This window comes from Nostoc sp. TCL240-02, from assembly GCF_013343235.1.
Lineage (GTDB): Bacteria > Cyanobacteriota > Cyanobacteriia > Cyanobacteriales > Nostocaceae > Nostoc.
Map to the genome: position 1 here is coordinate 2,287,604 of NZ_CP040094.1, position 25,879 is coordinate 2,313,482.

Annotated in this window: 24 protein-coding genes and 2 pseudogenes; 8 read left to right on the forward strand and 18 right to left on the reverse strand. The window is 43.2% G+C overall.

The features are described from left to right. The first annotated feature begins 21 nt into the window (after positions 1-21). Positions 22-582 carry a hypothetical protein gene (locus FBB35_RS09895; RefSeq protein WP_174709488.1) on the forward strand — a complete coding sequence of 187 codons (561 nt, stop codon included), beginning with the start codon at positions 22-24 and terminating at the stop codon, positions 580-582. Between the two features lie 133 nt (positions 583-715). On the opposite strand, the gene FBB35_RS09900 is transcribed toward FBB35_RS09895, so the two are convergent. The 3 genes and pseudogenes from FBB35_RS09900 to FBB35_RS35450 all read right to left on the reverse strand — a co-directional run. Continuing rightward, a complete protein-coding gene (locus tag FBB35_RS09900; RefSeq protein WP_174709489.1) occupies positions 716-1,720 on the reverse strand; it encodes a saccharopine dehydrogenase-like oxidoreductase in 1,005 nt (334 codons plus the stop codon). Between the two features lie 596 nt (positions 1,721-2,316). Next, positions 2,317-2,535, reverse strand: a pseudogene (locus FBB35_RS09905) (DUF2442 domain-containing protein); the annotation flags it as partial. Positions 2,536-2,557: 22 nt separating this feature from the next. Next, positions 2,558-2,737, reverse strand: a pseudogene (locus FBB35_RS35450) (DUF4160 domain-containing protein); the annotation flags it as partial. Between the two features lie 389 nt (positions 2,738-3,126). On the opposite strand from FBB35_RS35450, the gene FBB35_RS09915 reads away from it, so the two are divergent. From FBB35_RS09915 to FBB35_RS09925, 3 genes are read left to right on the forward strand one after another with little or no spacing between them, the layout of a single operon-like run. Continuing rightward, positions 3,127-3,336: a DUF2997 domain-containing protein gene (locus FBB35_RS09915; RefSeq protein ID WP_163928123.1), complete on the forward strand. Its 210-nt coding sequence runs from the start codon at positions 3,127-3,129 to the stop codon at positions 3,334-3,336. A 39-nt stretch (positions 3,337-3,375) separates the two neighbouring features. Then, on the forward strand, positions 3,376-3,762 hold the full coding sequence (locus tag FBB35_RS09920) for a DUF1257 domain-containing protein (protein ID WP_012406942.1): 387 nt from the start codon (positions 3,376-3,378) through the stop codon (positions 3,760-3,762). Further along, positions 3,762-4,223: a ferredoxin gene (locus FBB35_RS09925; RefSeq protein WP_174709490.1), complete on the forward strand. Its 462-nt coding sequence runs from the start codon at positions 3,762-3,764 to the stop codon at positions 4,221-4,223. Before FBB35_RS09920 ends, FBB35_RS09925 begins: the two co-directional genes overlap by 1 nt. Positions 4,224-4,496: 273 nt before the next feature. Here the strand turns inward: FBB35_RS09925 and FBB35_RS09930 are convergent, their stop codons facing one another. Together FBB35_RS09930 and FBB35_RS09935 are read right to left on the reverse strand one after the other, a co-directional pair. Next, entirely contained in the window at positions 4,497-6,158 is a 1,662-nt protein-coding gene (locus tag FBB35_RS09930; protein ID WP_174709491.1) for a DUF4335 domain-containing protein, read from the reverse strand. Positions 6,159-6,410: 252 nt separating this feature from the next. After that, a complete protein-coding gene (locus FBB35_RS09935) occupies positions 6,411-7,016 on the reverse strand; it encodes a DUF3038 domain-containing protein (RefSeq protein WP_114080213.1) in 606 nt (201 codons plus the stop codon). 715 nt (positions 7,017-7,731) lie between these two features. Here FBB35_RS09935 and FBB35_RS09940 point away from each other — a divergent pair. Both FBB35_RS09940 and FBB35_RS09945 read left to right on the forward strand, forming a co-directional pair. Beyond that, entirely contained in the window at positions 7,732-7,926 is a 195-nt protein-coding gene (locus tag FBB35_RS09940) for a transposase DNA-binding-containing protein (protein WP_174709492.1), read from the forward strand. A 17-nt stretch (positions 7,927-7,943) separates the two neighbouring features. After that, complete coding sequence (locus FBB35_RS09945) at positions 7,944-9,116, forward strand: IS4 family transposase (protein WP_254625899.1); 1,173 nt, start codon at positions 7,944-7,946, stop codon at positions 9,114-9,116. Between the two features lie 178 nt (positions 9,117-9,294). On the opposite strand, the gene FBB35_RS09950 is transcribed toward FBB35_RS09945, so the two are convergent. From FBB35_RS09950 to FBB35_RS09970, 5 genes are all read right to left on the reverse strand, one after another. Further along, positions 9,295-11,754, reverse strand: coding sequence for an endonuclease MutS2 (locus tag FBB35_RS09950; protein ID WP_174709494.1), 2,460 nt, complete (start codon positions 11,752-11,754; stop codon positions 9,295-9,297). Between the two features lie 197 nt (positions 11,755-11,951). Next, positions 11,952-12,248 carry a DUF2288 domain-containing protein gene (locus FBB35_RS09955; RefSeq protein WP_174709495.1) on the reverse strand — a complete coding sequence of 99 codons (297 nt, stop codon included), beginning with the start codon at positions 12,246-12,248 and terminating at the stop codon, positions 11,952-11,954. Positions 12,249-12,326: 78 nt separating this feature from the next. Continuing rightward, on the reverse strand, positions 12,327-13,364 hold the full coding sequence (locus tag FBB35_RS09960) for an AI-2E family transporter (RefSeq protein WP_174709496.1): 1,038 nt from the start codon (positions 13,362-13,364) through the stop codon (positions 12,327-12,329). A gap of 155 nt (positions 13,365-13,519) precedes the next feature. Further along, positions 13,520-14,158, reverse strand: a complete 639-nt coding sequence (locus FBB35_RS09965) for a 1-acyl-sn-glycerol-3-phosphate acyltransferase (RefSeq protein ID WP_174709497.1) — start codon at positions 14,156-14,158, stop codon at positions 13,520-13,522. A gap of 194 nt (positions 14,159-14,352) precedes the next feature. Beyond that, positions 14,353-15,069: a Uma2 family endonuclease gene (locus FBB35_RS09970; RefSeq protein ID WP_174709498.1), complete on the reverse strand. Its 717-nt coding sequence runs from the start codon at positions 15,067-15,069 to the stop codon at positions 14,353-14,355. 190 nt (positions 15,070-15,259) lie between these two features. On the opposite strand from FBB35_RS09970, the gene FBB35_RS34555 reads away from it, so the two are divergent. Together FBB35_RS34555 and FBB35_RS09980 are read left to right on the forward strand one after the other, a co-directional pair. Further along, positions 15,260-15,538, forward strand: coding sequence for a hypothetical protein (locus FBB35_RS34555; RefSeq protein ID WP_254625900.1), 279 nt, complete (start codon positions 15,260-15,262; stop codon positions 15,536-15,538). A 3-nt stretch (positions 15,539-15,541) separates the two neighbouring features. Beyond that, positions 15,542-16,516, forward strand: coding sequence for a sensor histidine kinase (locus FBB35_RS09980; protein WP_302480983.1), 975 nt, complete (start codon positions 15,542-15,544; stop codon positions 16,514-16,516). Between the two features lie 152 nt (positions 16,517-16,668). On the opposite strand, the gene fabD is transcribed toward FBB35_RS09980, so the two are convergent. From fabD to FBB35_RS10020, 8 genes are all read right to left on the reverse strand, one after another. Next, positions 16,669-17,550 (reverse strand): ACP S-malonyltransferase, encoded by an 882-nt coding sequence (gene fabD, locus FBB35_RS09985; RefSeq protein WP_174709499.1) that lies wholly within the window; start codon positions 17,548-17,550, stop codon positions 16,669-16,671. Between the two features lie 81 nt (positions 17,551-17,631). Next, on the reverse strand, positions 17,632-18,624 hold the full coding sequence (locus FBB35_RS09990; protein WP_174709500.1) for a beta-ketoacyl-ACP synthase 3: 993 nt from the start codon (positions 18,622-18,624) through the stop codon (positions 17,632-17,634). A gap of 119 nt (positions 18,625-18,743) precedes the next feature. Next, positions 18,744-19,766, reverse strand: coding sequence for a phosphate acyltransferase PlsX (plsX, locus tag FBB35_RS09995; protein WP_174709501.1), 1,023 nt, complete (start codon positions 19,764-19,766; stop codon positions 18,744-18,746). 307 nt (positions 19,767-20,073) lie between these two features. Beyond that, on the reverse strand, positions 20,074-21,555 hold the full coding sequence (locus tag FBB35_RS10000; RefSeq protein ID WP_174709502.1) for a leucyl aminopeptidase: 1,482 nt from the start codon (positions 21,553-21,555) through the stop codon (positions 20,074-20,076). Positions 21,556-21,897: 342 nt separating this feature from the next. Continuing rightward, positions 21,898-23,064 carry an EcsC family protein gene (locus FBB35_RS10005; RefSeq protein WP_174709503.1) on the reverse strand — a complete coding sequence of 389 codons (1,167 nt, stop codon included), beginning with the start codon at positions 23,062-23,064 and terminating at the stop codon, positions 21,898-21,900. Between the two features lie 151 nt (positions 23,065-23,215). Beyond that, positions 23,216-23,812, reverse strand: coding sequence for a Uma2 family endonuclease (locus tag FBB35_RS10010; RefSeq protein WP_174709504.1), 597 nt, complete (start codon positions 23,810-23,812; stop codon positions 23,216-23,218). Between the two features lie 93 nt (positions 23,813-23,905). Further along, complete coding sequence (locus FBB35_RS10015; protein ID WP_174709505.1) at positions 23,906-24,733, reverse strand: alpha/beta fold hydrolase; 828 nt, start codon at positions 24,731-24,733, stop codon at positions 23,906-23,908. A gap of 135 nt (positions 24,734-24,868) precedes the next feature. Next, on the reverse strand, positions 24,869-25,594 hold the full coding sequence (locus tag FBB35_RS10020; protein WP_114080229.1) for a 1-acyl-sn-glycerol-3-phosphate acyltransferase: 726 nt from the start codon (positions 25,592-25,594) through the stop codon (positions 24,869-24,871). Positions 25,595-25,879 lie beyond the last annotated feature (285 nt).

Below are 25,879 nucleotides of genomic sequence, written 5' to 3' on the forward strand. Positions count from 1 at the left end.
CTCCTAACCATTTAAAAAACTATGACTGTGCAAAAATCTCACTACGAAGCGAGTTTGGCAGAGTACAGCAATCATTTAGCTGCGATCGCCTTACTAAAGCAATATCGGCCATACTTAGAGATGATTCCCAGTCTGCGCCGTCCCGATGAAAGTGTCATTACTATCCCCTTGCCAATTGTCCGTCTTCGCAACACAGCTACAACGACTCCACAAACAGTCTGTTTACCCTGTGATGTAGCAATTTTGATGTGCGATCCAGAATGGAAAATCAAAACCGGAGCCGAAATTTTAATCTTTATTCATCGCGCTCACGAAGACTTTTCTGATTTGTTAGGACGTTGGCGACAAACCCAAGTTTTCCTAGACAATGATTATGAGTGGTTGATGCCTTTGCGTCACAGTCATATTTTGAGTGAGGGAGCTAATACAATATATCCTCTGTTTGTTGTTTTTAGTGATACCTTAGAACGCATCCAACGAGGACTTGTAGGAGCCGAACTTCCATTTATTATCCAAACTTCAGATTTGCTGCTTGAGGAAAATTTTACAGACACTTTTTGTCCAGAAATCCCACCAGCTTAGAAAAAATTAGGAGTTAAGAGTTTTCAATTGCAAGTTTTAAACAAAACCAGAGATTTTTAAGTCTCAAATTTAATTTTTAACTCTTAACTCCTAACTCCTGTACAGACGCGATTAACTGCGTCTCTCCTAATTATTACCTAACAAACTGCGGCATAATTTCGGCAGCAGTGAATATTCCATAGATGCCGCGTTGGTGCAATTGCTTACCAGCTTTGAGATATCCAAAAGCAGGGCCGCAGACATTAGCTGCCATGCTGGTTTCATCTCCCAAAGTAAAGGTATGGGTGGAAATCTTCCCTTCAAAAGTGCGCCCTGTTACCTTAACGTTAGTGCTGAGGGGCTTTTTCGGATTGCGAGTATCAACTACACCACCAACTGTAACGCGATCGCGCCCCACTATTCCCGCTACCTCTAGCATCACATCATCAGCGTGTTCCATATTCTTCAAGGTAAGCACGCCATTAGTTTTATCTAGTAGTGCTTCTACTTCTGCGTCAGTCATCGCCCTAGCGGTTTCCACTGTATAACCAGGGATATGGCCAATGTCTTCTCGCACAGTGGCTCGGTAAGCTTCCCAGTTGGCAATTCCTACTCCAAAGGTAATTTCGACTTGATGAATTTCGGCGTAGCTTTGGGCTGCTAATGCGGCGGCGGCGGTTAACAGTCCGGGTGTAGCACCGCAGCCTGTCATATAGGTAATTCCGGCTGCAAGGAGTTCTTCTTTCATCGCCAGTAATTGTTCTACGGCAGTGGTGCGCTTAATTGCATCCACTAGCACTCCACGCCAACCAGATTTGATAAACTCCTTGGCTACAGAGGGGATAAAATCATTTGGTAGGTTAGGTAAAGCCAGAAAATACCCATCCACAGGTTGAGCTATTGCAATTACATCCTGAATACTTTGATTTGTTAATGTACCAACTGGTTCTAAATAACCTACAGAACCTTGGGACTGGTAGGTTGCAATGCATTGTTGAGTATTTAAACCTTCAGCAGCATAAGCGTAACCTTTTTGATCTGCTACTGCGACTAAAACCATTTCCTGTTTAGCAGCAAGTACTTTGGCGGCGGCTTGTCCGAGTCCACCGAAACCTAGTACTCCTATACGTATCGCTGACAAGATATTTGCTGTACTCATAGTCAATTACTGAAGTTGAATCACAAGCCTTAAAACTTTACCATCTCAGCTTGTGGCTGAAGGCTGACAGCTTTTAGCTATAAAGGTTAATTATGCTTCATTATCCTGGTTTGTTCTCTAAGCAAATCAGTTTATTCACCAGAAATTCTTGCTGAGTGATTTAGGCTTGAGCAAATTTTCACGCGAAGTAGCAGCAAAAATCTGAATATGCTTTAAAGCAATCCTTTTTATCACTACTATTTTAAGCAGCTTGGGCATCGCCACAGTGATAATCAGGTAAACTTGCTGTTCACGCGTAAATATTATTTTAAGTATAAAATTATAACTAAAATAGGATTATCTTACTTAGTTAAAGATATAAGGCATATCCAACTCAGAACATTTTTAGGTGCAAAAACATTGCGAGATGCGGTAGGAGAAGCATTAGAAATTCAGATTGATGCTCAATGTCACAAGGATTGAAAAATGGACGTTGAAGTTCCGGAAATGGTGACAGCGTAAGCGATAGAAAGCTTGCTATACATAATATACATAAAAGATCATGCGATCGCTTATTGTATTGACGAGTGTGTAAGCGTAACCAACCGTGGGCATTGCTAACTTACCACTTTGGTTCTTGGTGCAGGTGCGCCACGCAGCATTCCTTCTGTACTAAGGTCTTCATCAATTTCTTCCCAATGAATACCGTAGCCACCTCCGCACGTTTCCCATTTTAATCGTTGTTCAAGGGTAGCATTGAGCAGCCTGGGATACCAAACTAATGGCACTGTGATTGTTCGCCCGTCCATCAAGTCAACACTGATCGTTTCTTCAGTAAAACGTACATCTTAAACTCTTTCATCTGCCCGAACTGCCAAAATACCCATCCCAAGCCTCCAAAAGTTTTACTTGATTTTCTTGTACTAACTCTTCTAATTTTCGCAGTTCTTTGGGGCTAAAGCCAATGCTACTTGATAAACTGACTCGCTCAAGCCAAAACTTAGCTGTTGAGTCATCCCGATCAATATGAATGTAGGGTGGCTCATTACTATCTGGGAAAACTTAAGAAAATAAGGCAAATTTCATGATGGTGATAAAGTTTTCCAAGAATTTTTATATTTTTGTAAATTACCTTGCTGGGTATATTGCCTCTAATGCTTGTTCTTAGGGCTTTTGCCGTTTACCTAGCAAGCTCAGTTTTTACCTTGACTAATCAAGGAGGTTAAGAGAAACTAACTAAATACTGATGTGACTGCTTATAAATTTAATAAGTTTTGTAAAGATTCTGAGATATATATATTGAAAGATGGAACATTATTTAACAAATGGCAAGTTTGTATCTAAGTAAAAATGTTCCTACGGCTATATTTATAGCCTTCTGCTAAGGCAGTACAATTTAAGCGTACTTATCCTGATTGGCCAAGAGCATGGAGACATTAGAGTTCATAATCTATCCAGACGGTCGGGTACAAGAGAAAGTCACTGGTATTGTGGGGGCCTCTTGCGCTGAGGTTACAGCAGCAATAGAGGCACAATTGGGGCAAGTACTTAATCATGAGCCAACCTCAGAATATTTCGCCGCGAAGTTGCAGCAATCTAATGTGGCGAATACGCACACCACTTACAGCGATTGGTAAGTTTTCACAGTAGTTTAGTGTTATTAATTCACAACCACCATGTCACACTTTAGCCAAATTAAGACTCAAATCCGTAACCTTGATTCTTTGAAAGATGCTTTGACCGAATTGGGCGTAGACTGGAAACCCGGCCCACGCGAAGTCCGTGGCTATCGCGGTCAAACCCATCCTGCGGAAGTTAGTATTGAGCAGGAAAATGGCTATGACATCGGCTTTAGATGGAATGGCAAGGAATATGAATTAGTAGCTGATTTGCAATATTGGCAGCAAGACCTTTCTGTCGATGGATTTTTGCGCCAGGTAACGCAGCGATATGCTTACCAAACAGTTGTGAAAGAAACCGCTCGTGTTGGTTTTCAAGTCTCTGAACAACAAAAAAATGAAGATGGTTCCATTCGTCTGGTAGTACAACGCTGGAGTGCGTAATGGCTGATTTTCTGCCGTCGCCGGAAGAACAAGTTGACAATCGTTCCGGTTTAGAACCAGAATTAGGGGGTTTTTTAAGGGATGCCCCAGAACGTTCTGGTTTAGAACCGGAATTGGGCGGTTTGTTGCGCCAAAATGGTGTTTATGTTGATGAAATTACCTGTATTGGTTGCAAGCATTGCGCTCATGTTGCACGTAACACCTTTTATATTGAACCAGATTACGGGCGATCGCGCGTGGTTCGGCAAGATGGAGACGCTGAAGAAATTATCCAAGAAGCAATTGATACTTGCCCGGTTGATTGTATTCACTGGGTTGATTACACTGAATTGAAAAACTTAGAAGAAGAGCGCAAATATCAAGTAATTCCCGTAGTGGGTTATCCGGTAGAACAAGCCGTTGCTGCTAGCGAACGTCGGCGTAAAAAGCAAAAGTTAAAGACCAAAAAATCTCGTTATTAACAAAAAACATTAAATCAATAGAATAAAGGACTGACTATATCCAGTCCTTTTGTTTTTCTTAAATATAGTTAATTTCTGACAGCTTTTCGGTAAAGTCTATTAATCCAAAATCGTTATGGTTGACTTCATTTGAAATTTAGAGGGTCGTGTTGTGAAAGTAATTTTTCTACTTTCGCCTCGTCTAACCTAGCGGTTAATCTTCTATTGAAGTAAATAGAAACTGGCACAAAGTTTGTACCAGTTTTATAGGTGACATTAAACAGATTAATTTACTTATTCATCTGGAAAAGTCTGTACCTTGCCATCAGGACTGAGAACAACTCGAATTCTGACATCTTGTCCGCGTGTATTGGCGGAAACAAAAGGTTTACCAACTTCAGGCATCCCAGTGCTATCAACGAATTCTCTTGCTGCCTTATTAAGAGGAAAAATTCGTTCAACTGTGCCGTCAACACTGACTATCAGACTGTACTCTAATGTTTGTCCTAGTCCAGTAGGTGGTTGCCAACGCTTTTTTAGGTATTCCCTAGCTTCTGCTACTTGAGGTGTATCAAATAATGTACCAGTAGCCACTTCTGTAGATTTAGGGGTTTTGCGTGCATCTCCTAATTGGTCGATGAATGGATTGTTCTCCGCAGTTCTAGACGAAGGAAGTTGTGAAGCGGGTTTTTCTCCAGTAGAAGGTTGCTGTAGGGAATTGATTCTTTCGTCTAGCTGTTGTGAGTTTAGTGCAGAGGTATTGCCACGATTATTATTGGGTATGCTCTCAAGAGACGGAGGGAGAACTGGTGAGATATTAGTTGGTAAGCTGCCTGGGTTAGAAGATAGTCTGGGTGGCAAATTCCGCAACTGAGGGAGAGTTCCAGCTTGGGGATTTGACCCTGTAGGGTTCTGTCCAAGATTTGGTACTATGGCTATTTCCTGTCCTGGGATTTTATTTGATGGTGCCTTAGCGTTCGCGGAGCGCCTCGTAGAGAAGCTCGCCGTTCGCGTAGCGTCTCCCAGAGAAGGCATCGCTGGATTACTAGGAAGGGTTGCAGTCTTGCTCTGGGTTGTTGTCAGTGCATTATTGGGAAATAGAGGTTGCGGTGCAGAAAAACTAGAACTAGGGGCTGTTAAAGGTGCTTGGGGCAAAGTAGATGTGGAAAGTGGAGGAGTGGAACCTAGCAAATTATCCGATGGAGGGATAATTCCAGGTTCAGGCGTAGGAAAGTTTAGTGAGGTTGAAGGTTCTAAGGCAGTCTTTACTGCTGCTGGATCTGATGTTTTGGCTGTTTGCTGTTCTTTTCCCCTAATGCTGTTAGCATATTGCCAAGTAACAGGTAAGAAACCTACACCTAATACTAATACTGCGGCAACAGGTGCCCAAGCGGGGAACCTCAGAGTCGAACTCGTGCTGTTAAGAGTTGGGAGTGCCATAACATCAGTTGAGTATTCATCTAAAGCGCTGGCCAAATCGAATAGTTGCAGCAGACTGAGTTTAATTACGGGGCCGGATGAGTAGTTGGCGAGAGAACCGAGAAATAAATTGTGAGTTAAATAGCTGCTTGGTTCTAAGCGGATATTTGCCCCAGGAAGTTGGGTGCTAAAGGAATTTAATGTTTTTGTTGAGGACTTTAATTCCGGCTCACCCAGTGCTGTGGTTGATTCCTGGGTACCGGAGAAACTAACCCAAAAGCTTTCTGGAGGCTGTTGGAGGAATTCCTGTACGTAGTTTGTGACTGCATCACATAAAGCTTCAAGTTGCTCGCGATCGCCCCGAATTGGAACTCTGTGTTCTTCTGGGAGTCGGGGATCATCAAAGCGTAGTTCAAAGCTTAGGTGTTTGAGGACAGTTTTCCCCATCCAACGGGACAGAGGCGAGCTTTGGGCGAATACTTCTAGCGTGCAAGTAGGTGGTGTGTAGCGACGAATTACAGAATTTGATAGAGGCATGGCAGGAACTGCGAGGAAGACTATTTGAGATTTTGCAAAAAGTTAAGCCAGTTGCTTGCAAAGAAAAGTTGAAACGGTGGATTCCTTCTGAGTGAAGGAAGTTGGTCAGGTTTCTCTTGTTATGTAGTCTTGTACTAGGAGGAAGCATTGCTGATAGTGCATCGCTCAAGAGCTAATGACGATCAAAAGAGTTTCCCGATCTAGCAAACAAATCACAAGCAAATTTTGATTGAGGAATTTCAAATTTCACATCTAAAATTTTGTCGAACCGTCTATAAGTGCTAGCCAGAGACGGCGATGTCCACCAGGGGCGCTGTAAAAAAGTAAATCTACAAGCAGTTTTAGTGCCAGGTTGGTAAGTAAATCTGTTGAGATTTTCTCATCCTCTTCCATCCGCTCTTGGTAGGTGTTGCAAAAAGCATCAATATAGTCTCCAAGTAAGGCAGCCTGGTGAGGTTCCCGGTTATTTTCTGCCATTTGTTCCAACAGACCGACAGCGCGGCGAATCAATTCCTGGTGCTGTTTGGCTAAGTAGCAGATGATCAGAACAAGCGATCGCGCTTCTTCGACATCTAGCTTTTTTCGCCCTCCTTGACCTTTACGTAGGGGATTTGACTGGCGCAGTCGCCATAAAGCTACGCGGTCTGGCACTCTTGACTCTAAATTCAGATCAGTTGCCGCCGAAAGCATAGCCTCTGAACCAATCCCAGTTAAGGTTTCTAACGCCAACAGCACCAAGTCTAATTGGGTTTTGATATTGTCCCATTGAACTGTGTTTGGAGCTGGAAGCTTGATTAAATCCTCCCACTGAGAATTTGGCGTGGCTGAGTTGGCGGCCGAGTGCATAACTTTTAGCATAGGTGATCAAGCTGATAGGGGATGTTGCTGTTACCCATTTTGAAACCAGACTCTCAAGCCTCAAACTTGGTTTCCCATAGCTATGAGCTAGAGACTTCAGCTAGATTTTTCTATGTGGTAAACAGCATGTATCTTTGTCCTACTCTAGATGAAAATTTATTTTCAACAAAGTAGAAAAGTATCAATTCTAATTAAGGTTTACCTGACTTTCACTGCTAATTCCGTACAAGAGTATAAATAAACTATTGTTTTGAATGCTAACTGCTAATTATGTAGAATACCTCCTACATTTATTTGCGGTTTGAGATTTTGAAATTTCTTGATGTTTATTACTTGTTCTGAATGTATACATAATTACTATACAAATCTTTTACCTGTTTGCTAAAGGCGCTTCTTACTGCTTTCCCTTTCCATCATCCCATCTATGTGTAGCGTTTGATTTCAGGACATCGTGGACAACATCAGGATGATTGATATCTTCTTGAAACTAATTAGGACTTACGCAAAACTACACGCGGTAGGGGCAATTTATGAATTTCCCTAAGATGAAAATCTTTCTTTTCGGCTATTGTTTGCCTAAGTAACGCGATGTGCGACTTATTCTTAAAACTGACTTTTCCCGTTAAGTCTTGAAAGACTTGCTGGCAAAGGGTTTAAGAAACAGCACAGCAAATACGGTACAGTAATTGAAATTGGGTGCTAAAGGTAACAAGCAATGCTGGACTGGTGGGAAAAGAATTTTGCAACCATATCTCTAGGCGATCGCCGATTGAATGAGCGTGCAATGTCAATCGGGTATGCTCTAAGTTTGGGATTCGGCAAAGCGCTGTCGGAAGTTTTCAGTAATGGAACCGTACTTAAAAGGGCTTATGAGTTTTTGCTAATCCAAAAGTGCAATTTCCCAGCGTGATTGAGCCGCATTGCCAAATGACTGCGGAAACTGTTGCAGAGTGCGACGTAGTGCTGTGTGTTGGAGACACGACTTTTTTTGATTATGGCAGTATTGAGGCTAAAAAAGAAGGTTACGGCCCAATTGGTAAGGGAGGTAACGGTTTAATATTACACAGTGCTTTAGCCATAGAATCGGACAAAGGCCAGTCCCTTGGTCTGTTGTGGCAAAAACTTTGGAATCGAGAAGCAAAACAGAAACCGCCAAAAGATGAAACTCCAACACAGAAGAAAAAACGGCAAGCAGCAGCACGTAAAGAAGCCCGAAACCGTCCCTTTGAACAGAAAGAATCTTACAGGTGGGTAGAAGCGCTCACCACTATAGAAAACCTTGTGAGTAAGCACACGCAAGTGATTCATGTTTTCGACCGAGAAGGTGATATCACAGAAGTTTTCGATAAAGTTCGCCAACTCCAGCACACCGGAGTTCTTATTCGCGCGGCTCATAACCGCAGTTTAGATTCCGAGAGCGAGCGTCTTTGGTCAAAACTCCTTGCACAACCTACCAGTTTTGAACAGGAAATCGAATTACCCCAGACTGGACAGCGTTCTGCCCGTAAAACCAAGCTGGCTGTGCGATTTTGTCCGGTCAATCTCCGTACTCCCTATCGTTTTGATAACCGTGAGCCTCTACCCGTATATGCTGTTTATGCCACTGAGATTGATTGCCCAGATGGTGAAACACTTGTGGAGTGGATGTTGTTGACTACGGAAGTTATTGCAGATGTCCAGATGGCTTCTACAGTTTTACGCTGGTATACTTATCGTTGGCGTGTTGAAGAATACCATAAAATTTTTAAGTCTGGATGTCAGGTAGAAAAATATAGGCTTGCTGCTGATGGGATGAAGACCCTCATTGGTTTTTTTAGCGTAATAGCTGTTGAGCTTTTGCGCTTAACTTATCTCCACCGCACTCAGCCCTTAGCCCCTGCCATTGAAATTCTTAATCCCCTTGAACTCAAGATTTTAAAAGCTAAGTCTCCCAAACTCCCCAAAGTGCTAACAGTTAGCTGGGCTGTTGAAGCTGTAGCTCGTCTTGGCGGCTACTTAGAACATCGAAGTAAAACACCTATTGGTATCCAGGTACTGTGGCGAGGTTGGTTAAAATTACACGACCTCTGTGAGGGTTGGCAGCTTGCAAAAGAGACTTAACGGGAAAAGTCAGATTCTTAAAACCCCACTTCCATTTCTCTCTCCGAAAGGTCGAGAGGCTTTGATTATTGCTCCCCTTCCCTTGTAGGGAAGGGGTTGGGGGTTAGGTCTGAGAGAAAGTTGCACACGGCGTTAAGTAGGGGCGCAAGGCATTGCGCCCCTACTTTCACATTGATTGCTACTTTTTGATGTGAGCAATGGTAACACCAGTACCGCCATCTGCTTGTTCTGCTGGTTCGTAGTTATTTACTCTGGAATGCTGTTGCAAAAAAGCGTGAACTCCTTGTCGTAGCTTACCAGTGCCGTACCCGTGAATAATCCAGATTGGGCCTGTAGCTTCCGAAATAGCTTTATCTAAAATGTATTCGGCATCAGCCACCCGTTTACCGCGCAAATCGATGGTATTTTGGGAAGTCCGAATTTCTGGGACATTTTGTAGTGGGGTTACTGCTGCTGGGGCTGGTTTGGCTTTAACAACTGGTTCGGGTTTTTGACCATCTAGAGATTCTACATCTTGCAACTTCACCGTCATCTTCATTAGCCCAAAGCGAACGCTTAACTCCCCATCTTCATCGGGGGCGGCGATCACATCTGCTATCTGTCCCAATTTTGGAACGCGGATGCGATCGCCTACTTTGGGCATAAACCCAGGTTTTGGTTTTGCTGGCGTTGCTGGCTGATAAAGCTGGCCAATTTGATTCAAAGCATTGGTGGCTTGCTGGGCTTCTTGGGCTGTGGGCGTACCTTTTTGCAAACGGCGAATCACTTGGGCAATTTCACCTCTTGCTTGGGCGATCGCTTGTTGGACAGCTATTTCCTGTGAAGCCCGCAAACTGCTTTCCCTCTCTTCCAAACTTGCGGCTTTTGCGGATACTTCTTTGTATAAACGTTCCGCTTGCTGCAACAAACTTTGGGCTTCGGCTGCTTTGGTTTCCTGGCGACGACGTTGGGCTTCTAAGCCTGCAATCACCTGGTTAACTTCATCTGTAGCCTCTCCAACTTGAGTTTTCGCCTGTTCTACCACTTCTGGCTTTAATCCCAAGCGCAGGGCAATAGTTAAGGCATTAGAACGTCCGGGGATGCCCCACAGTAGACGGTAAGTAGGCGAGAGAGTACTTTCGTCAAATTCGACCGAGGCGTTTTCAAACCGCTCATCTTCATATTTCAGAGCTTTTAGTTCGCCAAAGTGAGTGGTGGCGATCGTTAGTTGAGCATGGTTGGCGAGATATTGCAACAAAGCGATCGCTAACGCACTACCCTCAACTGGATCGGTTCCTGCACCAACTTCGTCGAGTAAAACGAGTGATTGGGGATTGGGGATTAGGGATTGGCGATTAGGAATTTCCTTTTCCTCAGTTCCAAGTCCCCAGTCCCCAGTCCCCAGTCCCAAGTCCCCAGTCCCCAATGCCTCTAAAATTCGACTAATCCGGCGGATGTGTCCAGAGAATGTGGATAAACTTTGCTGTAAGGATTGTTCATCGCCAATATCTGCCAGCACTTTGTCAAACCAAGGAATTTCCACTGGTTCGCGGGCGGGGACAAATAAACCCACTTTAGCCATCAATGCTGCTAACCCTAGAGTTTTTAAGGTTACAGTTTTACCACCAGTATTTGGCCCGGTAATGGTTACAACCCGAATTAGCGGGTTAATCAGCAAATCTACAGGAACTACTGGTTGCCCTTGTTCGTGTTGTTGTTGCCACACTAACAAAGGATGTCGTAAGTTCCGTAAGGTAATGATTTCCTTGTCTTCACGCTGGATAAATCGCGGGGGATTCGCTCCTAGCCAGAAACTATAGCGGGATCTAGCGGTTGCCATATCTAAAGTGGTGGCGATCGCCAACAATCTCTCTAAATCTGGTTTGACTGCGGCGACTTGTTCCGTCAAAATACGGCGAATCGCTTCTTCTTCGGCTTGTTCTTTTCTAATGATTTGCCGCAGTTGGTTGCCTAGAGGCACTACGGAATTCGGTTCTACGTATAGCGTTGCACCACTAGTAGATGTGTCGTGGACAATACCAGGGATAGCATCTTTTTGCGGTGCTTTTACCGGGATGACAAAGCGATCGCTACGTTGCGTAATTAGCTGTTCTTGAACTGCCCCAGATTTTGCCTGTAAGATATTTTGCAGCTTTTGGGTAATTTGGCTGCGTAATCGCCGCAAATCTGTGCGAATTTCTCCCAGTTTTTGACTCGCGCGGTCAGTTACCTGGGCCCGTTCATCAATACATCGGTGAATTTCTTGTTCTAGTTCTGGATAAGTCCGTAAATCGGCAACCAACTCAGTCAGTATTGGCAAATCTTCCTGATTGTCGATGACACGGCGCAAACTTCTAGCACCCGCGAGGGTGGTGGCGATCGCTAACAGTTCATCTCCTGCCAAAACTCCACTGCGTTCTGCCCGTTCTAGGGAATCGCCAATATCTTGAATTCCCTCAAATGACAGTCCCGTAGTCAGACGATTTTCTAGTTGGTAGACTTCTTTGGTTTGCTCTAACAACTGTTCGCTTTGGGTCTGAGAATCGGGTATTTTCAGATGACGCGCAGCTGTCGCCCCCAGCTTAGTTGCCGCAAAGGTGGCAAGGTGCTGGCAGAGGCGATGCCATTCTAATAGTTCTAAGGTTTCAGATTGGATCAAGGTTTCAACATCTAATCTGAAATTATCGTAACAATTCTAGCTCCTAGATGGCTAAATCTTAAAGGAGAAAATTTCGCTTTATTCAACTCAGCCAGATAGCGTGTGGTAATCACCAAGTAACAAATAGCACATTGAGCTATCTTTACTGAGAGATTACCGTAACACAAACTGTCATCAAAAACAATACAGAAACTAATTTAAGCAGCAACTATTTCCTTCACCAAAACGTAAGGCTGAACGATGAGAGTATTAAATCGCTTACTGCGCTCAAGATTCCATTCTCCCACTTGTACTGTTGTGGGTTTGGTAATTAATTGCTCATCAATCCATTGTTCTACTGATGGAATGTTATCACTGGCGATCGCTACTCCAACATCCACCAAATCTAACTCCGGTGCTACCAAAATTACTGCATCTCGTTGTACATGAGGAATTAGCCACTCCCACTCTGCCTCATCCAAAATTTCTGTTAATTCCGCTTTTAAATCCGACATTATTCCTCAATTTGTATTACCTAACAAATTATCTTACATTTAATAGACGCGATGAATCGCGTCTCTTTCTCATTTCAGCTAAACTTCAGATTTCATTTCATCAATTTCAAATAAAGATACAATTACTCCAGCGATTGGAATAGATATAAAAACACCTAATAATCCTGCTACTCTAGCACCTACTAGCAAAGCAAAAAATATCACTACAGGATTAAGGTTCAGCGCATCTTGCATAATTCGGGGCGAAATTAAGTTGTCTTGTATCTGCTGGAGAACAATACAAGCTATCAATACTTTCAAGGCTAACCAAACACCTTGAGACAACACAAATAGAGTTACTGTGCTTACTCCTAATGTCGCTCCTATACCAGGAATAATATCCAGAAATCCGACTATTATTGATAGTATCAAAGCAAAAGGTACTTTTAATATTAAGAAAACCAGAAAAGTTGTACTTGTTAGAAATGCACTTAATAATAACTGCCCTCTAAAAAATCCTAGAAAAGATCGTCTGATTATATTTGTAAATCTATTGCGGCGATGTTTTGGGACTATTTTCAAAATAAAATTCCACAACTTGTCTCCATCTAATAGCATGAAGAAAGCTACAACTGCAATCAAGATAAAAGTCACAAAATTCGTCATAAACCCTTGTAAAATAGCCAAACTAGTTACAAGACTTGATACAGCTTGATTCCGCAATTGTTCTTCAATGAAACTTAAATCTATTTGTAAATTACGGCTTCGCAAAAATGCTTCTAGTCCTTCTAATAAAGGTGCTAAAGAATTTAAAAACGCAGTGATACTATTAATTAATTCTTGTCCTTGAGATAAAACCGTTAAGCCCACGGTAATTATCAGACCGCCTATAATCACAATACTGAGTAAAAAAACTAAGCCAACAGCTACACCGTGGGGCAAAAAACGCCGCAGCCCTTGTACGGGATAGCTGAGTAAAAAAGCCAAAATTGCCGCAAATGTAAAAATAACAACGACTGCTTCAAAGTAAGCTAAAAGCTGTACAATCGCCCAGCCAGAAGCAACTAGAAGCAAAAAGCGGACTAACGCCAGATTATTTAATCGCTCCCAAAAATTCTTGGCTTCAAAGCCGCTCATAATGCTGTTTAGGGTGAAATTGATGATAGATTTGCCCAGCAGTTGCATTTAAGCATAAAGCCTGACTCATTGCTAGAGCGCATTGACCTTAAACATACAGAGGTCAAGGTGCGATCGCTACCTCCCTAAAGCATATATCTGTTGTATCTCTAGATTCATCGTCCTAAATCATGCATTTCGTTAATTACTGTGGCACACTTTTGTGTCAACGCTTCCAATTCTTCTTTATTACTGGAACTGGGAGCATTAATCAAGTTACCAATTCTGACGGTGATGGGAACTGCGTGAGGTAGTGACGAGCCTTTTTGTAAAATCTTCTCAGTACCCCAGACACTTACTGGTAATATTGGGGCTTTTGCTTTTGCGGCTAGCAGCAATGCGCCTCTTTTGGGATCTGTAATTCGACCATCTGGGGTGCGAGTACCTTGCAAGAAAACACCGACAGCCCAACCTGTATTGAGATATTCTAGAGCGGAACGGATGGCATTGCGATCGGCATTTCCCCGACTCACCGGGTAAGCACCGTACAATTTAATCGCTTGCGCCAAAATAGGAATCTTAAATAATTCTTCTTTAGCCATATACGCCACTGGACGACGTACACAATTAGAGACAATGGGCGGGTCAAAGTAACTAGCGTGATTACTCACTATCAGTAGCGGGCCTGATTGAGGGACATTTTCCGTACCATAAATCTGGCCCCGAAAGTAAGCGTGAAGCATGGGGCTGACGACTGACCATTTAAAGGCATGATAAAGTGCCAGACTGATGAATGGTTCGCGGTTTTTGTCCACAGAAGATAATGCAAATCAAACTGAATTTAGCATACGCGATCGCAACGCCCAGATCAAACTCAAGAAATCTGTAGAATGGAAGACTTTGGAGGGATTTCTCTAAATCATTCGTGAAAATAAGATCCACGACAACTTTTACGAAGTTGGGGATATGGACACCGCAGATTTTCACAAATCAAATAGGATTGTTATGGTTACAAATTATCTGGATCGATACCTTGCTGTTGAAGACGATAACGCAAGTCTTGTAGGGCTTGTTGAGCCTGTTGAGCCTGTTGCCCTGCCTGTTCTATGCGTTCATCGGGGGTAGGAAAGCGTGAGCCAGCTTGATCAAACCAAAATAACCAGTCTCGCTCCCAACCTTTATGAATCCCCGCAGCTACCCCAATTCCCAACTGCAACTCCGGTATCCAAAACTGCTCTTGCGACTGCAACATAAATTCATCATCAACCCGTCGATACACTTCAAAGGGAGCATGATTATCTCGTAGCCAATATTCTGGATTGTAGATAACGTAATACAATACCCCTAAATCCAGATATTTGCCCATTTTAATATCGTATTCTCCACCATAGGTTTGAGAGACGATTTCGACAACCAAAATGGGTGGTGTCCAATTCTCTTCCCAAAGCACATAACTAAGTCTTCCATTCGGCGGTCGTCGCCGTCGTTCTACACCCAAGCTCAAAAAGCCATCGGGGACAATGGATTTTCTCGGTGCAGTTGGGAGGTAGTAGATACCCATGTCTACACCAAAGAACCAATCGGTGCGATCGCTCCAAATAGCGGACAAAATAGCTAACAGTAAGTTAGGAACCAGGTTTTGCAGTTCGTTATCCACAGGAGTATCATCAGAGTCGGGGAGTTCAGCCGCCGTTGGGAGCAGGGGTAGGGGAATGGAGTATTCCATAGGATAAGTTCCCTCGCAACAATAAACCCATTTTATGATCTGGGAATACTAAATCCAGAATTGTCAAGATTTTGGTGGCAGAACAATGACTCTAGTCAGTATTCCCGGATATCGCGTCAGTGAAGAACTCTACAATGGTTCTCGCACTGTGGTTTATCGTGCAGTTCGAGAAATTGATTGAGAACCTGTAGTGATTAAACTGCTGAAAAATCTTTATCCCAGGTTCTCAGAATTAGTACAGTTTCGCAATCAGTATACCATTGCCAAAAATTTTAACTCACCTCTAATCATCCAAACCTATAGCCTAGAACCTTACCAAAATGGCTATGCATTGGTGATGGAAGACTTTGGGGGAATTTCCTTAAAACAATATTTTACTAATGTAGAGAAGCGATATATCGCGTCTCTAAATGATTTTTTGCCAATAGCGATCGCACTGTGCAATACCTTAGATATACTCTACTGCTAGCGTATTCTTCATAAAGATATCAAACCCGCCAATATTCTAATTAATCCCGAAACCAAACAAGTTAAATTAATTGACTTTAGTATTGCATCTCTGCTATCACGACAAACCCAAACACTGATCAGTCCAAATGTATTAGAAGACTTACAACAAGCACAATTACAAGTTGTCCAAAGTGAGAAAATGTCGGCGCTAGGTAACTTAGTTGCAGGGGTAGCCCATGAAATGAATAATCCTTTGGGCTTTATTTATGCCAGTCTCCAACAAGCTAAACCCACTATTGCAGATATTGTTGAACACTTAAAACTATATCAAGAAAGTCTACCCAATCCCAGCCATAAAATCAAAGGTCATGCCGAAGATATTGACTTGGATTATAGTTTATCAGACTTACCCAAAATAATTGATTCTATGACAATGGCGTGCGATCGCCTCCGCAACATCAGCACCAGTCTTCGCACTTTCTCTCGTGCTGACAAAGATTATAAAGTGCCGTTTAATATCCACGAAGGCATAGATAGCACGATTTTAATTCTCAAACATCGTCTGAAAGCCAATGAAGAACGTCCAGAAATTAAAGTGGTAACTGATTATGGAAATTTCCCCCAGGTTGAATGTTTTCCTGGGCAACTCAATCAGGTATTTATGAATATTCTAGCCAATGCTATTGATGCGCTAGATGAATCAAATATTGGACGGAGTTTTACAGAAATTCAGTCCAATCGCAACCAAATTAGAATTAAAACCTCCTTAGAAAATGAAGGTGTGAAAATTGCGATCGCAGATAATGGCAATGGGATAAGTGAACAAGTGAAAGAAAAGATTTTTGACCACTTATTTACTACAAAAAGTGTGAGTAAAGGTACAGGATTAGGATTAGCGATCGCTCGTCAAATCGTTGAAGAAATCCACGGCGGAAAATTGAGCGTTAACTCAGTTATGGGTAAGGGTACAGAATTTGTAATTGCAATTCCGGTATGATTTTTGGCTCTTTTTGGTTGGCTAAGGAATGAATCAATCAATTCAACAAAAAATTTTTGAACACTTATCTAAGTAGGTTGGCGTTGATTGTAATTCCACACTAGGAAAAGGCGCAGAATTTGTCGTAACCCTACCTATAGAAGCTAAAAAAATTAAACAGGTAAATCAGTAGCACTCTGGATATTTTGTAAAATCAAATTAGGGCTATTACGTTTAATCAAGCCAGTTAAGACTTTACCTGGGCCAATTTCTATTACTCGCTCGATACCGTTAGCTGGTAATTGCAGACAAATTTCTCGCCATCTTACAGAACCAGTCATTTGTTTATTCAGGCGTTGCTTTAAAATACCAGCATCAATGGACGGAACTGGTTCGACATTAGATAAAACTGGCACAATCGCGGGTTGAAATTCCACAGATTCTAAAATGTCTTGGAATTCCGCGGCTGCTGGTGCTATTAAATGTGAATGAAATGCTCCAGAAACTTTTAAGGGAATCGCACGCTTTGCTTTAACTTGAGTCATCACTGCTTGTACAGCTTCAGTCGTACCTGAAATTACCACCTGAGCCGAACTATTATCATTTGCTATTACCACATCAGGCGTTTCGGCAATGACTTTTTCCAACTGTTCGCGGTCAAAGTTCATCAAAGCTGCCATCATCCCACCGACGGCATTATCCATGAGTTCTGCACGACGCTTTACTAGATATAAACCAGCCGACCACTCAAAGACACCCGCTATATAAAGAGCGGTATATTCTCCTAAACTGTGACCAGCAACTAAATCTGGCTGGTGTCCTCGTTCTCGAAGCAGGTCAGCAAGAATGCTTTCTATCACATAAAGACTTGGCTGAGTATATACCGTCTGTGATAACTTCTCTTCTTGAGTTTGACAAATTTCAGTTACAGACCAACCCAAAATATCCTTAGCTTTGGCAAGCTTGTCTTTAGCGGACGGTATATCTAATAAATCCATTCCCATTCCCAGCGCTTGGGAACCTTGTCCGGGAAACACCCATGCAGTTTTTGTCATTTGTCAATAGTCAGTGGTCATCGGTCATTTGTCATTAGTCATTGGTCATTCAGAAAGGACAAATGACTAATGACAAAATATTTATCTTCCCCATTGGAAAATTGCCGCGCCCCAGGTAAGACCGGCACCAAAGCCGGATGTCGCAACGATATCATTGGGTTTAATTTTACCTTGTCGCACTGCTTCATCCAAAGCTAAGGGAATGGAAGCAGCAGAGGTATTACCATACTGGGCGAGATTACTTATGATTTTATGTTCTGGGATATTTAGGCGTTGAGCAACGGCATCAATAATGCGCTGATTAGCTTGATGTAACACTAGCCAATCTATTTGGTCAACCTTAAGGTTAGCTTGAAATAAAGCTTTATCTATGATTTCTGGGACTTTTTGCACAGCAAAGCGGTAGACTTCTTTGCCGTTCATAGTAATAGGTTGGTAAGTGCCTTTAGTGATATTTACACCAGGGAGTAATTCTTGGGAACTTGCTGCATAAGCAAGGTTGAGGTGATGGTTTTGAGTGCCATCACTTTTAAGGGCAAATCCTAATAAGCGATCGCTTTTAGAAGCCTGTAACACTACTGCTCCTGCACCATCGCCGAATAATACACAAGTCCGACGATCTTGCCAATCTACCCAGCGAGAGAGGATATCTGCCCCTATCAACAGTACATTTTTATAGACACCTGTTCTAATGTATTGGGCTGCTGTAACCAGACCAAATACAAAACCAGAGCAGGCTGCTGTCAAGTCAAAGGCGACTGCGTTGGTAGCTCCTAATTGAGCCTGTACTTGACAAGCACTACCAAACAAATCATCGGGGGTGGAAGTCGCTAGTAAAATCAGGTCTAGGTCTTCTGGTCTAATTCCCGAAGCTGCGATCGCCCGACTGCTGGCAGCAGTAGCTAGTCCACTTAAGGACTCAGATGACACCGCTAATCGCCGTTGGCGAATTCCCGTTCTTGTGGCAATCCACTCGTCTGATGTTTCAACTAGTTCAGTTAATGTCTGGTTGTGTAGGGAAGTTGCTGGTACTGCCGAGCCACTTCCGGTAATTGCTATGCCTAAGTTTTCCACTCCTAATCTCCCAAGCTATCAGCTTTTGTCCTTTGTCATTTGTCCTTTGTCATTTGTCCTGTGTCAGTTGTCAGTTGTCCTTTGTCTTTGACAAATGACTAATGACTAATGACTAATGACTAACCGCTTTCGCGCTCTAGGATATATTGGGACTGAATTCGTTGTAGCACCTGGTTGTCAACAGCTTCTTTGGCCATGCGAATAGCATTGAAAATTGAAGGTGCTTGTGAGCTACCGTGACCGATAAAACAAACTCCTGCCACGCCTAACAACAAAGCACCACCGTGTTCTGCATGATCCATGCGTTGCTTAACTCGCTTCAGGTTTGGCTTTAAGAATGCTGAACCGATTTGACCATGCAATCCTTGGGGTAATTCTTCCCGCAGAATTTGCAGAATCACTTCTCCAACTGCTTCGGCAAATTTTAACAGTACATTACCCACAAAGCCATCGCAGACAATTACATCGAAGTGACCGGAAAGCACATCACGCCCTTCGGCATTGCCAATAAAATTAATTTGAGAATTTTCGCGGAGCAGTTGGTGGGCGCGGACGGCTGCATCATTGCCTTTAGAGTCTTCTTCACCGATATTCAACAAACCCACTTTCGGTTCAGTTGTACCTAAGACATACTGACTGTAAGCCGATCCCATGACAGCAAACTGCTCTAAAAACTTCGGACGGCAATCTACATTTGCGCCGACATCAAGTACTAACACTGGCTTACCAGCAACAATTGTCGGAAAAACAGTCCCGATTGCTGGACGATCAATTCCCGGCAATCGCCCTAGGCGAAGCAAGGCTGATGCCATAGCTGCCCCAGAGTGACCGGCAGAAAATACGGCATCTGCCTTTTGCTGCTTGACTAAATCCATTGCCACATTGATAGAAGCCTTGCGTTTGCGTCTAACTGCATTTAAAGGCTCCTCATCCATTGCGATCGCTTCCTCAGCAGTCACGATCTCCACCTGCGCTAAATTCGTTTTTGGCGGCAAGGCACCTTCTATTTGTTGGGGATCACCAACAAGTAATATATCTACACCCAATTCTTCCTTTGCTCGCAGTGCGCCAGCAACGATTTCACCGGGTGCGTGATCCCCTCCCATTGCGTCAATTGCGATCCGTACGCGAGTCGATCCCATTGCTCAGAGCTTTTAGAAACCTTATAAATTTTACCAGATGGCAATGCCCGAAAAAGCTTAACTTTCTGATTACCAAATTACTTCTGTTACTATTGCAACAATTTTTGCTGGCAAGCTCAAGATAGCACGAATTGGGTTTTGGGGAATGGGGAATGGGGAACGGGGCAGGGGGAAATGACCTAAGCTTTGAGCCAACAAGCTTTGCGGAACATGGATCTGATTCCCCCACTTCTAGTAAGTGGTTCTCAAGGGAGGGGTCGAATCCCCTTTTTGCTCCCTTGCCCCCTGCCCCCCTACCTCCTACTTCCTACTCCCCAATCCCCAACACCCAGTTAACTAGCGTCCGAACGCCGTAGCCGGTTGCTCCTGCGCCGTTGTAGCCATTTTCTTTATCTGTCCACACTGGGCCAGCAATATCTATGTGCGCCCAAGGGGTTTCTTTGACAAATTGTTTGAGGAAAAGAGCAGCAGTAATGGCACCACCTGGACGCGGCCCTGTATTTTTCATGTCCGCAATCCCAGACTTTAGCCCTTCAAAATATTTTTCTTCCATTGGCATCCGCCAAATCTTTTCCCCTGAAGTTTGGGCAGCTTTCTCGATTTGGGAAGCTACGTCATCATCGGGAGTGTACAAACCAGCAATATCATCACCCAAGGCAATGACGTTAGCACCGGTTAGGGTGGCTAAATCCACGATCGCATCTAATCCCAATTTGTCAGCATACACCAAGGCATCTGCAAGGGTTAAACGTCCTTCTGCGTCGGTGTTGTTCACTTCGATTGTTTTGCCGTTTGATGCGGTGAGAATGTCTCCAGGGTGCATGGCGCGACCGCTAATCATGTTTTCAGCTACCGCCGAGATAAAGTGAACTTCAACATCTGGTTTAATTTGAGCAATTGCTTTTGCCGCCCCCAAGGTAGCAGCTGCACCACCCATATCCATTTTCATGGTTTCGATGCCGCTACCAGCACCTTTAATATTCAGTCCGCCAGAATCAAAGGTTACACCTTTGCCAATAATTGCTAGTTTCTTTTTCGGTGTACCTTCTGGTTTGTAAGTCAGGTGAATGAATTTAGGTGGCAACTCTGAACCTTGCGATACTCCCAAAAAAGCACCCATACCCAACTTTTCACAGTCTTCTTTTTCCAGAATTTCTACTTGTAAACCGTGGTCTTTTGCGATCGCTTGGGCAGTTTCGGCTAAGGTAATTGGTGTGACTGCGTTGGCTGGTGCTGCCACTAATTGCCGTGCCAAATTTACCCCAGAAACAATTTGATTGGCGAGGGTGATGGCTGCTTCTTGTCCACCGAAACCTAGTAAATCGATGCTTTCTATTTGCGAACCTTTATCTTCTGGTTCTGATTTAAAACGAATATCTTGGTAAAGTGCTAATTCCACACCTTCTGCGATCGCTTGGGCGCTTGCGGCTGGGTCGTTATTCCATAATGGAAAACTAAATCCCAAGATTTTGCTTTTCTGCTTTTTTGCTACTCTGGCCACCGCAGCAGCAGCGCGTCTCAAAGTGTCGAGTTTGAGTGCATCTGGTTTACCCAATCCTACCAGAATCAATTTACGTACTGGGCTACCAGGATTCACACGAGTGAAAATTGTACTGTTGGCTTTACCTTTAAATTCTTCTTCCGCAATTAGTTCTTTTAAGACCCCAGAAAACTTTTGATCTAAAGTTGCTAGTTCTCCGGTTAATTCTACTGCATCTTCAAATAATCCAATTACCAAACTATCGCCTGCCCACTCTAGCAAAGGCTTATCACTAGGTTGAATTGTCATTTTGGGATTTTATGTAAATATTCCTTCCTGTACCAGTATTGCTCAAAATTCTTTTTTCAGGATGAGGGAAATGAGTATTGGGCATGGGGCATTGACAAAGAGGCAGAGGGCAGGGGGAAGGGTGTAGGGGAGTAGGGTCAGGGTGCAAGGGAGTAAGGGAGCAGGGTGCAAGGGTGCAAGGGAGCAGGGTGCAGGGGAGCAGGGTGCAAAAAGGGGATTCGACCCCTCCCTTGAGAACCACTTAGTAGAAGTGGGGGAATCAGATCCATGTTCCGCAAACAAAGCTTGTCGGCTCAAGGCTTAGGTCATTTCCCCCTGCTCCCTGCCCCCATTCCCCATTCCCTATGCCCCAATTGTTGTATCAATGTCAAATTTGCTCGCGATCGCTGCTATTATTTCTTGCTCAAGTGGTGTAGTCTTATTGTCAAGCTGGGCAATTTTTTCACACTGAACGAGCAAGGGTATAGCAAAATCACGATTCAACTGATTGAGCAGTATATCTAAAGACTTAGGTGATTTGATATTTTGGGCAATGGCATCCAACGAGGTAGGACTGAGTTTTACAGCTTGTAATTCTGGCAAAATTTCTTCCAAAGTCTTATCTGGATGGCTAGCCAGAATCATGTGAACTAAGATTTGATCCATGACGGCTTCTTGAGCGATCGCACTTTCGAGATACTTTTCACTTTCTGCTTTTAATGTTGCCAAAGTCTGTGGCGATGCTAGGGAAGTTGATTCATCTAGCTTGGCTTCGTAAAATCGACAAGCAGCATAACCCAATGAATAGATCATTGTTGCATTTGAACTAGCTGCGATCGCAGCACCCGCTAAAGGCACATTTCGCAGTAAGCCTAATCCCGCAGCTTTCAAAAGACGACCTCCACCCAAGGCCAGACCAAAAATTGCTAAGATTTCACCTTTACGGGCAGGATCTTTTAAATCTAGCCCGTAGTCAAATGCAATTTGATACAGCATTTCTGACTGCAATTTTGTTGTCGCTGTTAAATCAATTGCCAACAATGCAATTGCTACTCCTGGCAAAATACTAGTGGCTAGTCCAACAGTGCCTGCTTGAGTCGCTTTTTCCACCATGATTCGGTGAGCAATCTGGCTGGGTGATTCATTTGGATACTTTTGTTTGAGCTTATTTACCGCAGCTTCTGCTTTTTCCAAATCAACGGCATCAGTAGTACCAATTAGCCAATTTAGATTTAATACTCCAGATAGTTTTCTAATCAGCCAATTTTCGCTGAGGCGATTCACAACCTGACCACTGGTTTGAGTTGTTTGCTCAATGAACTTGTGTGTTTGTTTCGCTGTTGCTTCTCCCACCTCTACTGCTGTGTCTAAAACTGTTTTGCCAGTCTGAGCAACAGTTGTAATAAAAGACTCTAATACAGACGGTTCATTTTCTACTGATGATTGAGCCTGAATTTTGATTTCTGAAGTTTCTCTAGGTGAATTAACTAATTTATTCACCTCTATTTCTTGCTGGGGTTTGTCTGCCATTACTTGACACCATCCTGTAAAGCCTCTCTAAACTTGTAGCGAATTATAAGCGGCTCTACATCTCTCTATAAACGTAAATATCAGTTGAAGATTAACTATTTTCTGGGTTGCCGCAGGCATCACACAATTAGAAATTAAAGCAGATCGCCAGCTATTTTTGAAGCGCCTGCTGAAAAGTCTTGATGGCATCCACATGATTCACCATAAGAATGCAACGTAACAACAAATCCAGATCGATTCCTTTGACCTCCTCACTACTGGAAACCCTCTCATAGTGAAGTGCCTTGTCCTCTTTCCGCAGGTGATAAACTTCTAACACACCATCTTCCCTGAACCACACTTCTGGAATCAAGAGCCGCTTATATGCCTCTAGCTTATCGATACCGCCACTCGTAAACACCACTTCAATCACCAGATCGGGACGCACTCGACCTGGAGCCAGTTTATAAGATTCATCCGCCTCACGCTTGACAGCACCCACTTCACTTTCCAAGGTCATTGAGCCATTGGGAATAAAGTCAAACCCAGCCGCAAGCAAGTACAGTTCCACTAATGCCGCAATTCTTTTCTTAACGGTTTCGTGTGGTTCTCCAGGCATTCTTCGGATCTCCAAAACTCCATTCAGGAAAGAGAGCCTATATCCTGGACGGTCTAGCAACTGCTCAACTGCTTTGAATTCTCTCCAGGTCAGTCCCTCAAACAACAGGGGTGATTCCTGACGGGGTATAGCGATCGCTGCTGGGGTCATTTGAGTCTCCAGTCTGTTTCCAGATGAGAAATAATTCCGGCGTAGAAAAGCAGTTGTTTATTTTAACTTCTTTTTGGGAATAGGGCGCTCACCCTATCCTCTCACCTCTAGCCTTGTACTTGTATCAGCATTATTTTCTAAAAAGTCGTTATCTTTAAGAATTTCATAGAGATTAATATCTTGCTCTAGCAAGCAAGCGTGTCCGCAATCGGGCAGCACCACAATCTTGTTATTTGGTAAGATATTACCTATCCGCTTCACTTCTGTTACAGAAGGCAAAAGGCGATCGCTACCACCGGCAATCAACAAAACTGGTTGAGTTAAGCGACTTAACTTTTCCTCATCAACTTCAAACTCTCGTAGTAAAGACAATCGCCACAGAACGGTTTCTGCTGGTACAGAACGCATGGTTTTCAGCAGTTCATGGCGATCGCTCCGAGAAATGCGGGGCAAAGATGCCAAAAACGGCAACAATCCCAGTGCGCCAATATCATACAATTCTGATGGCACTAAGTAAGTAAGTTGAGATGCCCAACTCAACCAAGGGCGAAGACGAAAGGACGAAGCTGGGTTAATTAAGATAGTTCGCTTAAATAAATGCGGTGCTTGGATCGCTACTTTCATTGCCAAGCAACCACCAAAGGACTCACCACACAAGTAAACTGACCTGTGAGAGCTTTTTTCTAATTCAGCGTCGATCAAGTCCAATACACTTTTTGTTAGCACATCCCAAGTGTTAAGGTCTTTCCGGGGGAGTGCCAAAGAACGGACATCAAAGCCAGTTTCTAATCCAGCAGTCTGCGATCGCAATAATTGACCTGTTCCATCCATTCCCGGTAAATATACTAATAGCGGATAATCTGGCTGTACTCGTTTAGGAGTCAGGAAACAAGGCTTTAACTCAACTTCAGAGATAGTCATTGGTCACTTGTACTGAGCGTAGTCGTTGGCGTAGCCTCTCGTTAGAGAAGTATTGATCAATGGTCATTAGTCAATGGTATAAAACTTTTGAACTGTTAATTGTTCCGACAATCCAAAATCCCAAATCGAATAGCTCTAATAGCAACCTTGACGCAGTAAATGGCTAATTTCACCATGACAGTGTTCTGTCAGTTCAGCCACAACAGTTCTGGCTTGTTTCCCGTGATATTTTTTTTGATGTTGGGGTGTTATCCAATAAGGGCGACCGATTAACACCGCAACCCGACGATAAATTACCAAAGGATGCCAACCAGCTTGATTAAATAAAGGTTCTGAAGGGTCAAATACACTCAAAAGCCTTAAGGGAAAACCATTCGTGTTTACCTCTTCTAAGGAAGCGATTGCGATCGGCAAAATTGCTAAATCCTGCACATCAGCTCGCAATGCTAAATGGGCAAATCCCCGTTGAAACTCACCCACCTGGTTTGGCTGAGTAAATTTCACCATTGGTGCAGTCCCTTCTGGAAATACTCCCACCATCTGCTTAGACTGCAATAGCAACTGCGACTGCGAAAAAAAGCTTTGTTGGCGGTTTTGAGTTTCCTCTAAAGGAAAACACCCCAATTGATCGGTGACAATCTCCCGCATTACTGGAACTTGTCCCATATAGTGATGGCAAGCAAAGCGAATCGGACTTGATAACGCCGCCATTAATATCAGTGCATCCATGAAGCTGCGGTGATTGCTGACTACCAAAACGCTAGCATCCTGGGGAATGCGATCCTCATAATAGCGAAACATTTGTGTTGAGAGTGCCGCCACCAAAGCGCGAGAAATCTCTAGGGGGCTATTTCGACTCATACCTAATCAATATATTTTTCCGGTAAATATGGCGGTTTATCTTAACTTAATTTTTACATTTCTTTACTACTGCCATGACCGTCTTAAGATAGAAATATCTGATCTATAAAACCAGCTAAGTTTTCTGCATTCTGCATTATGTATTCTCGATCACAATAATTTCTAATAGAAAGTATTCAAAAAAATTATGATTAGTTACTTTTCCTCTTATAGGCAAAGATGATTTGAATAGATACATATTACAAAACAATTTTTGACCTGATAAATTTGCTACTATTAAGGTGT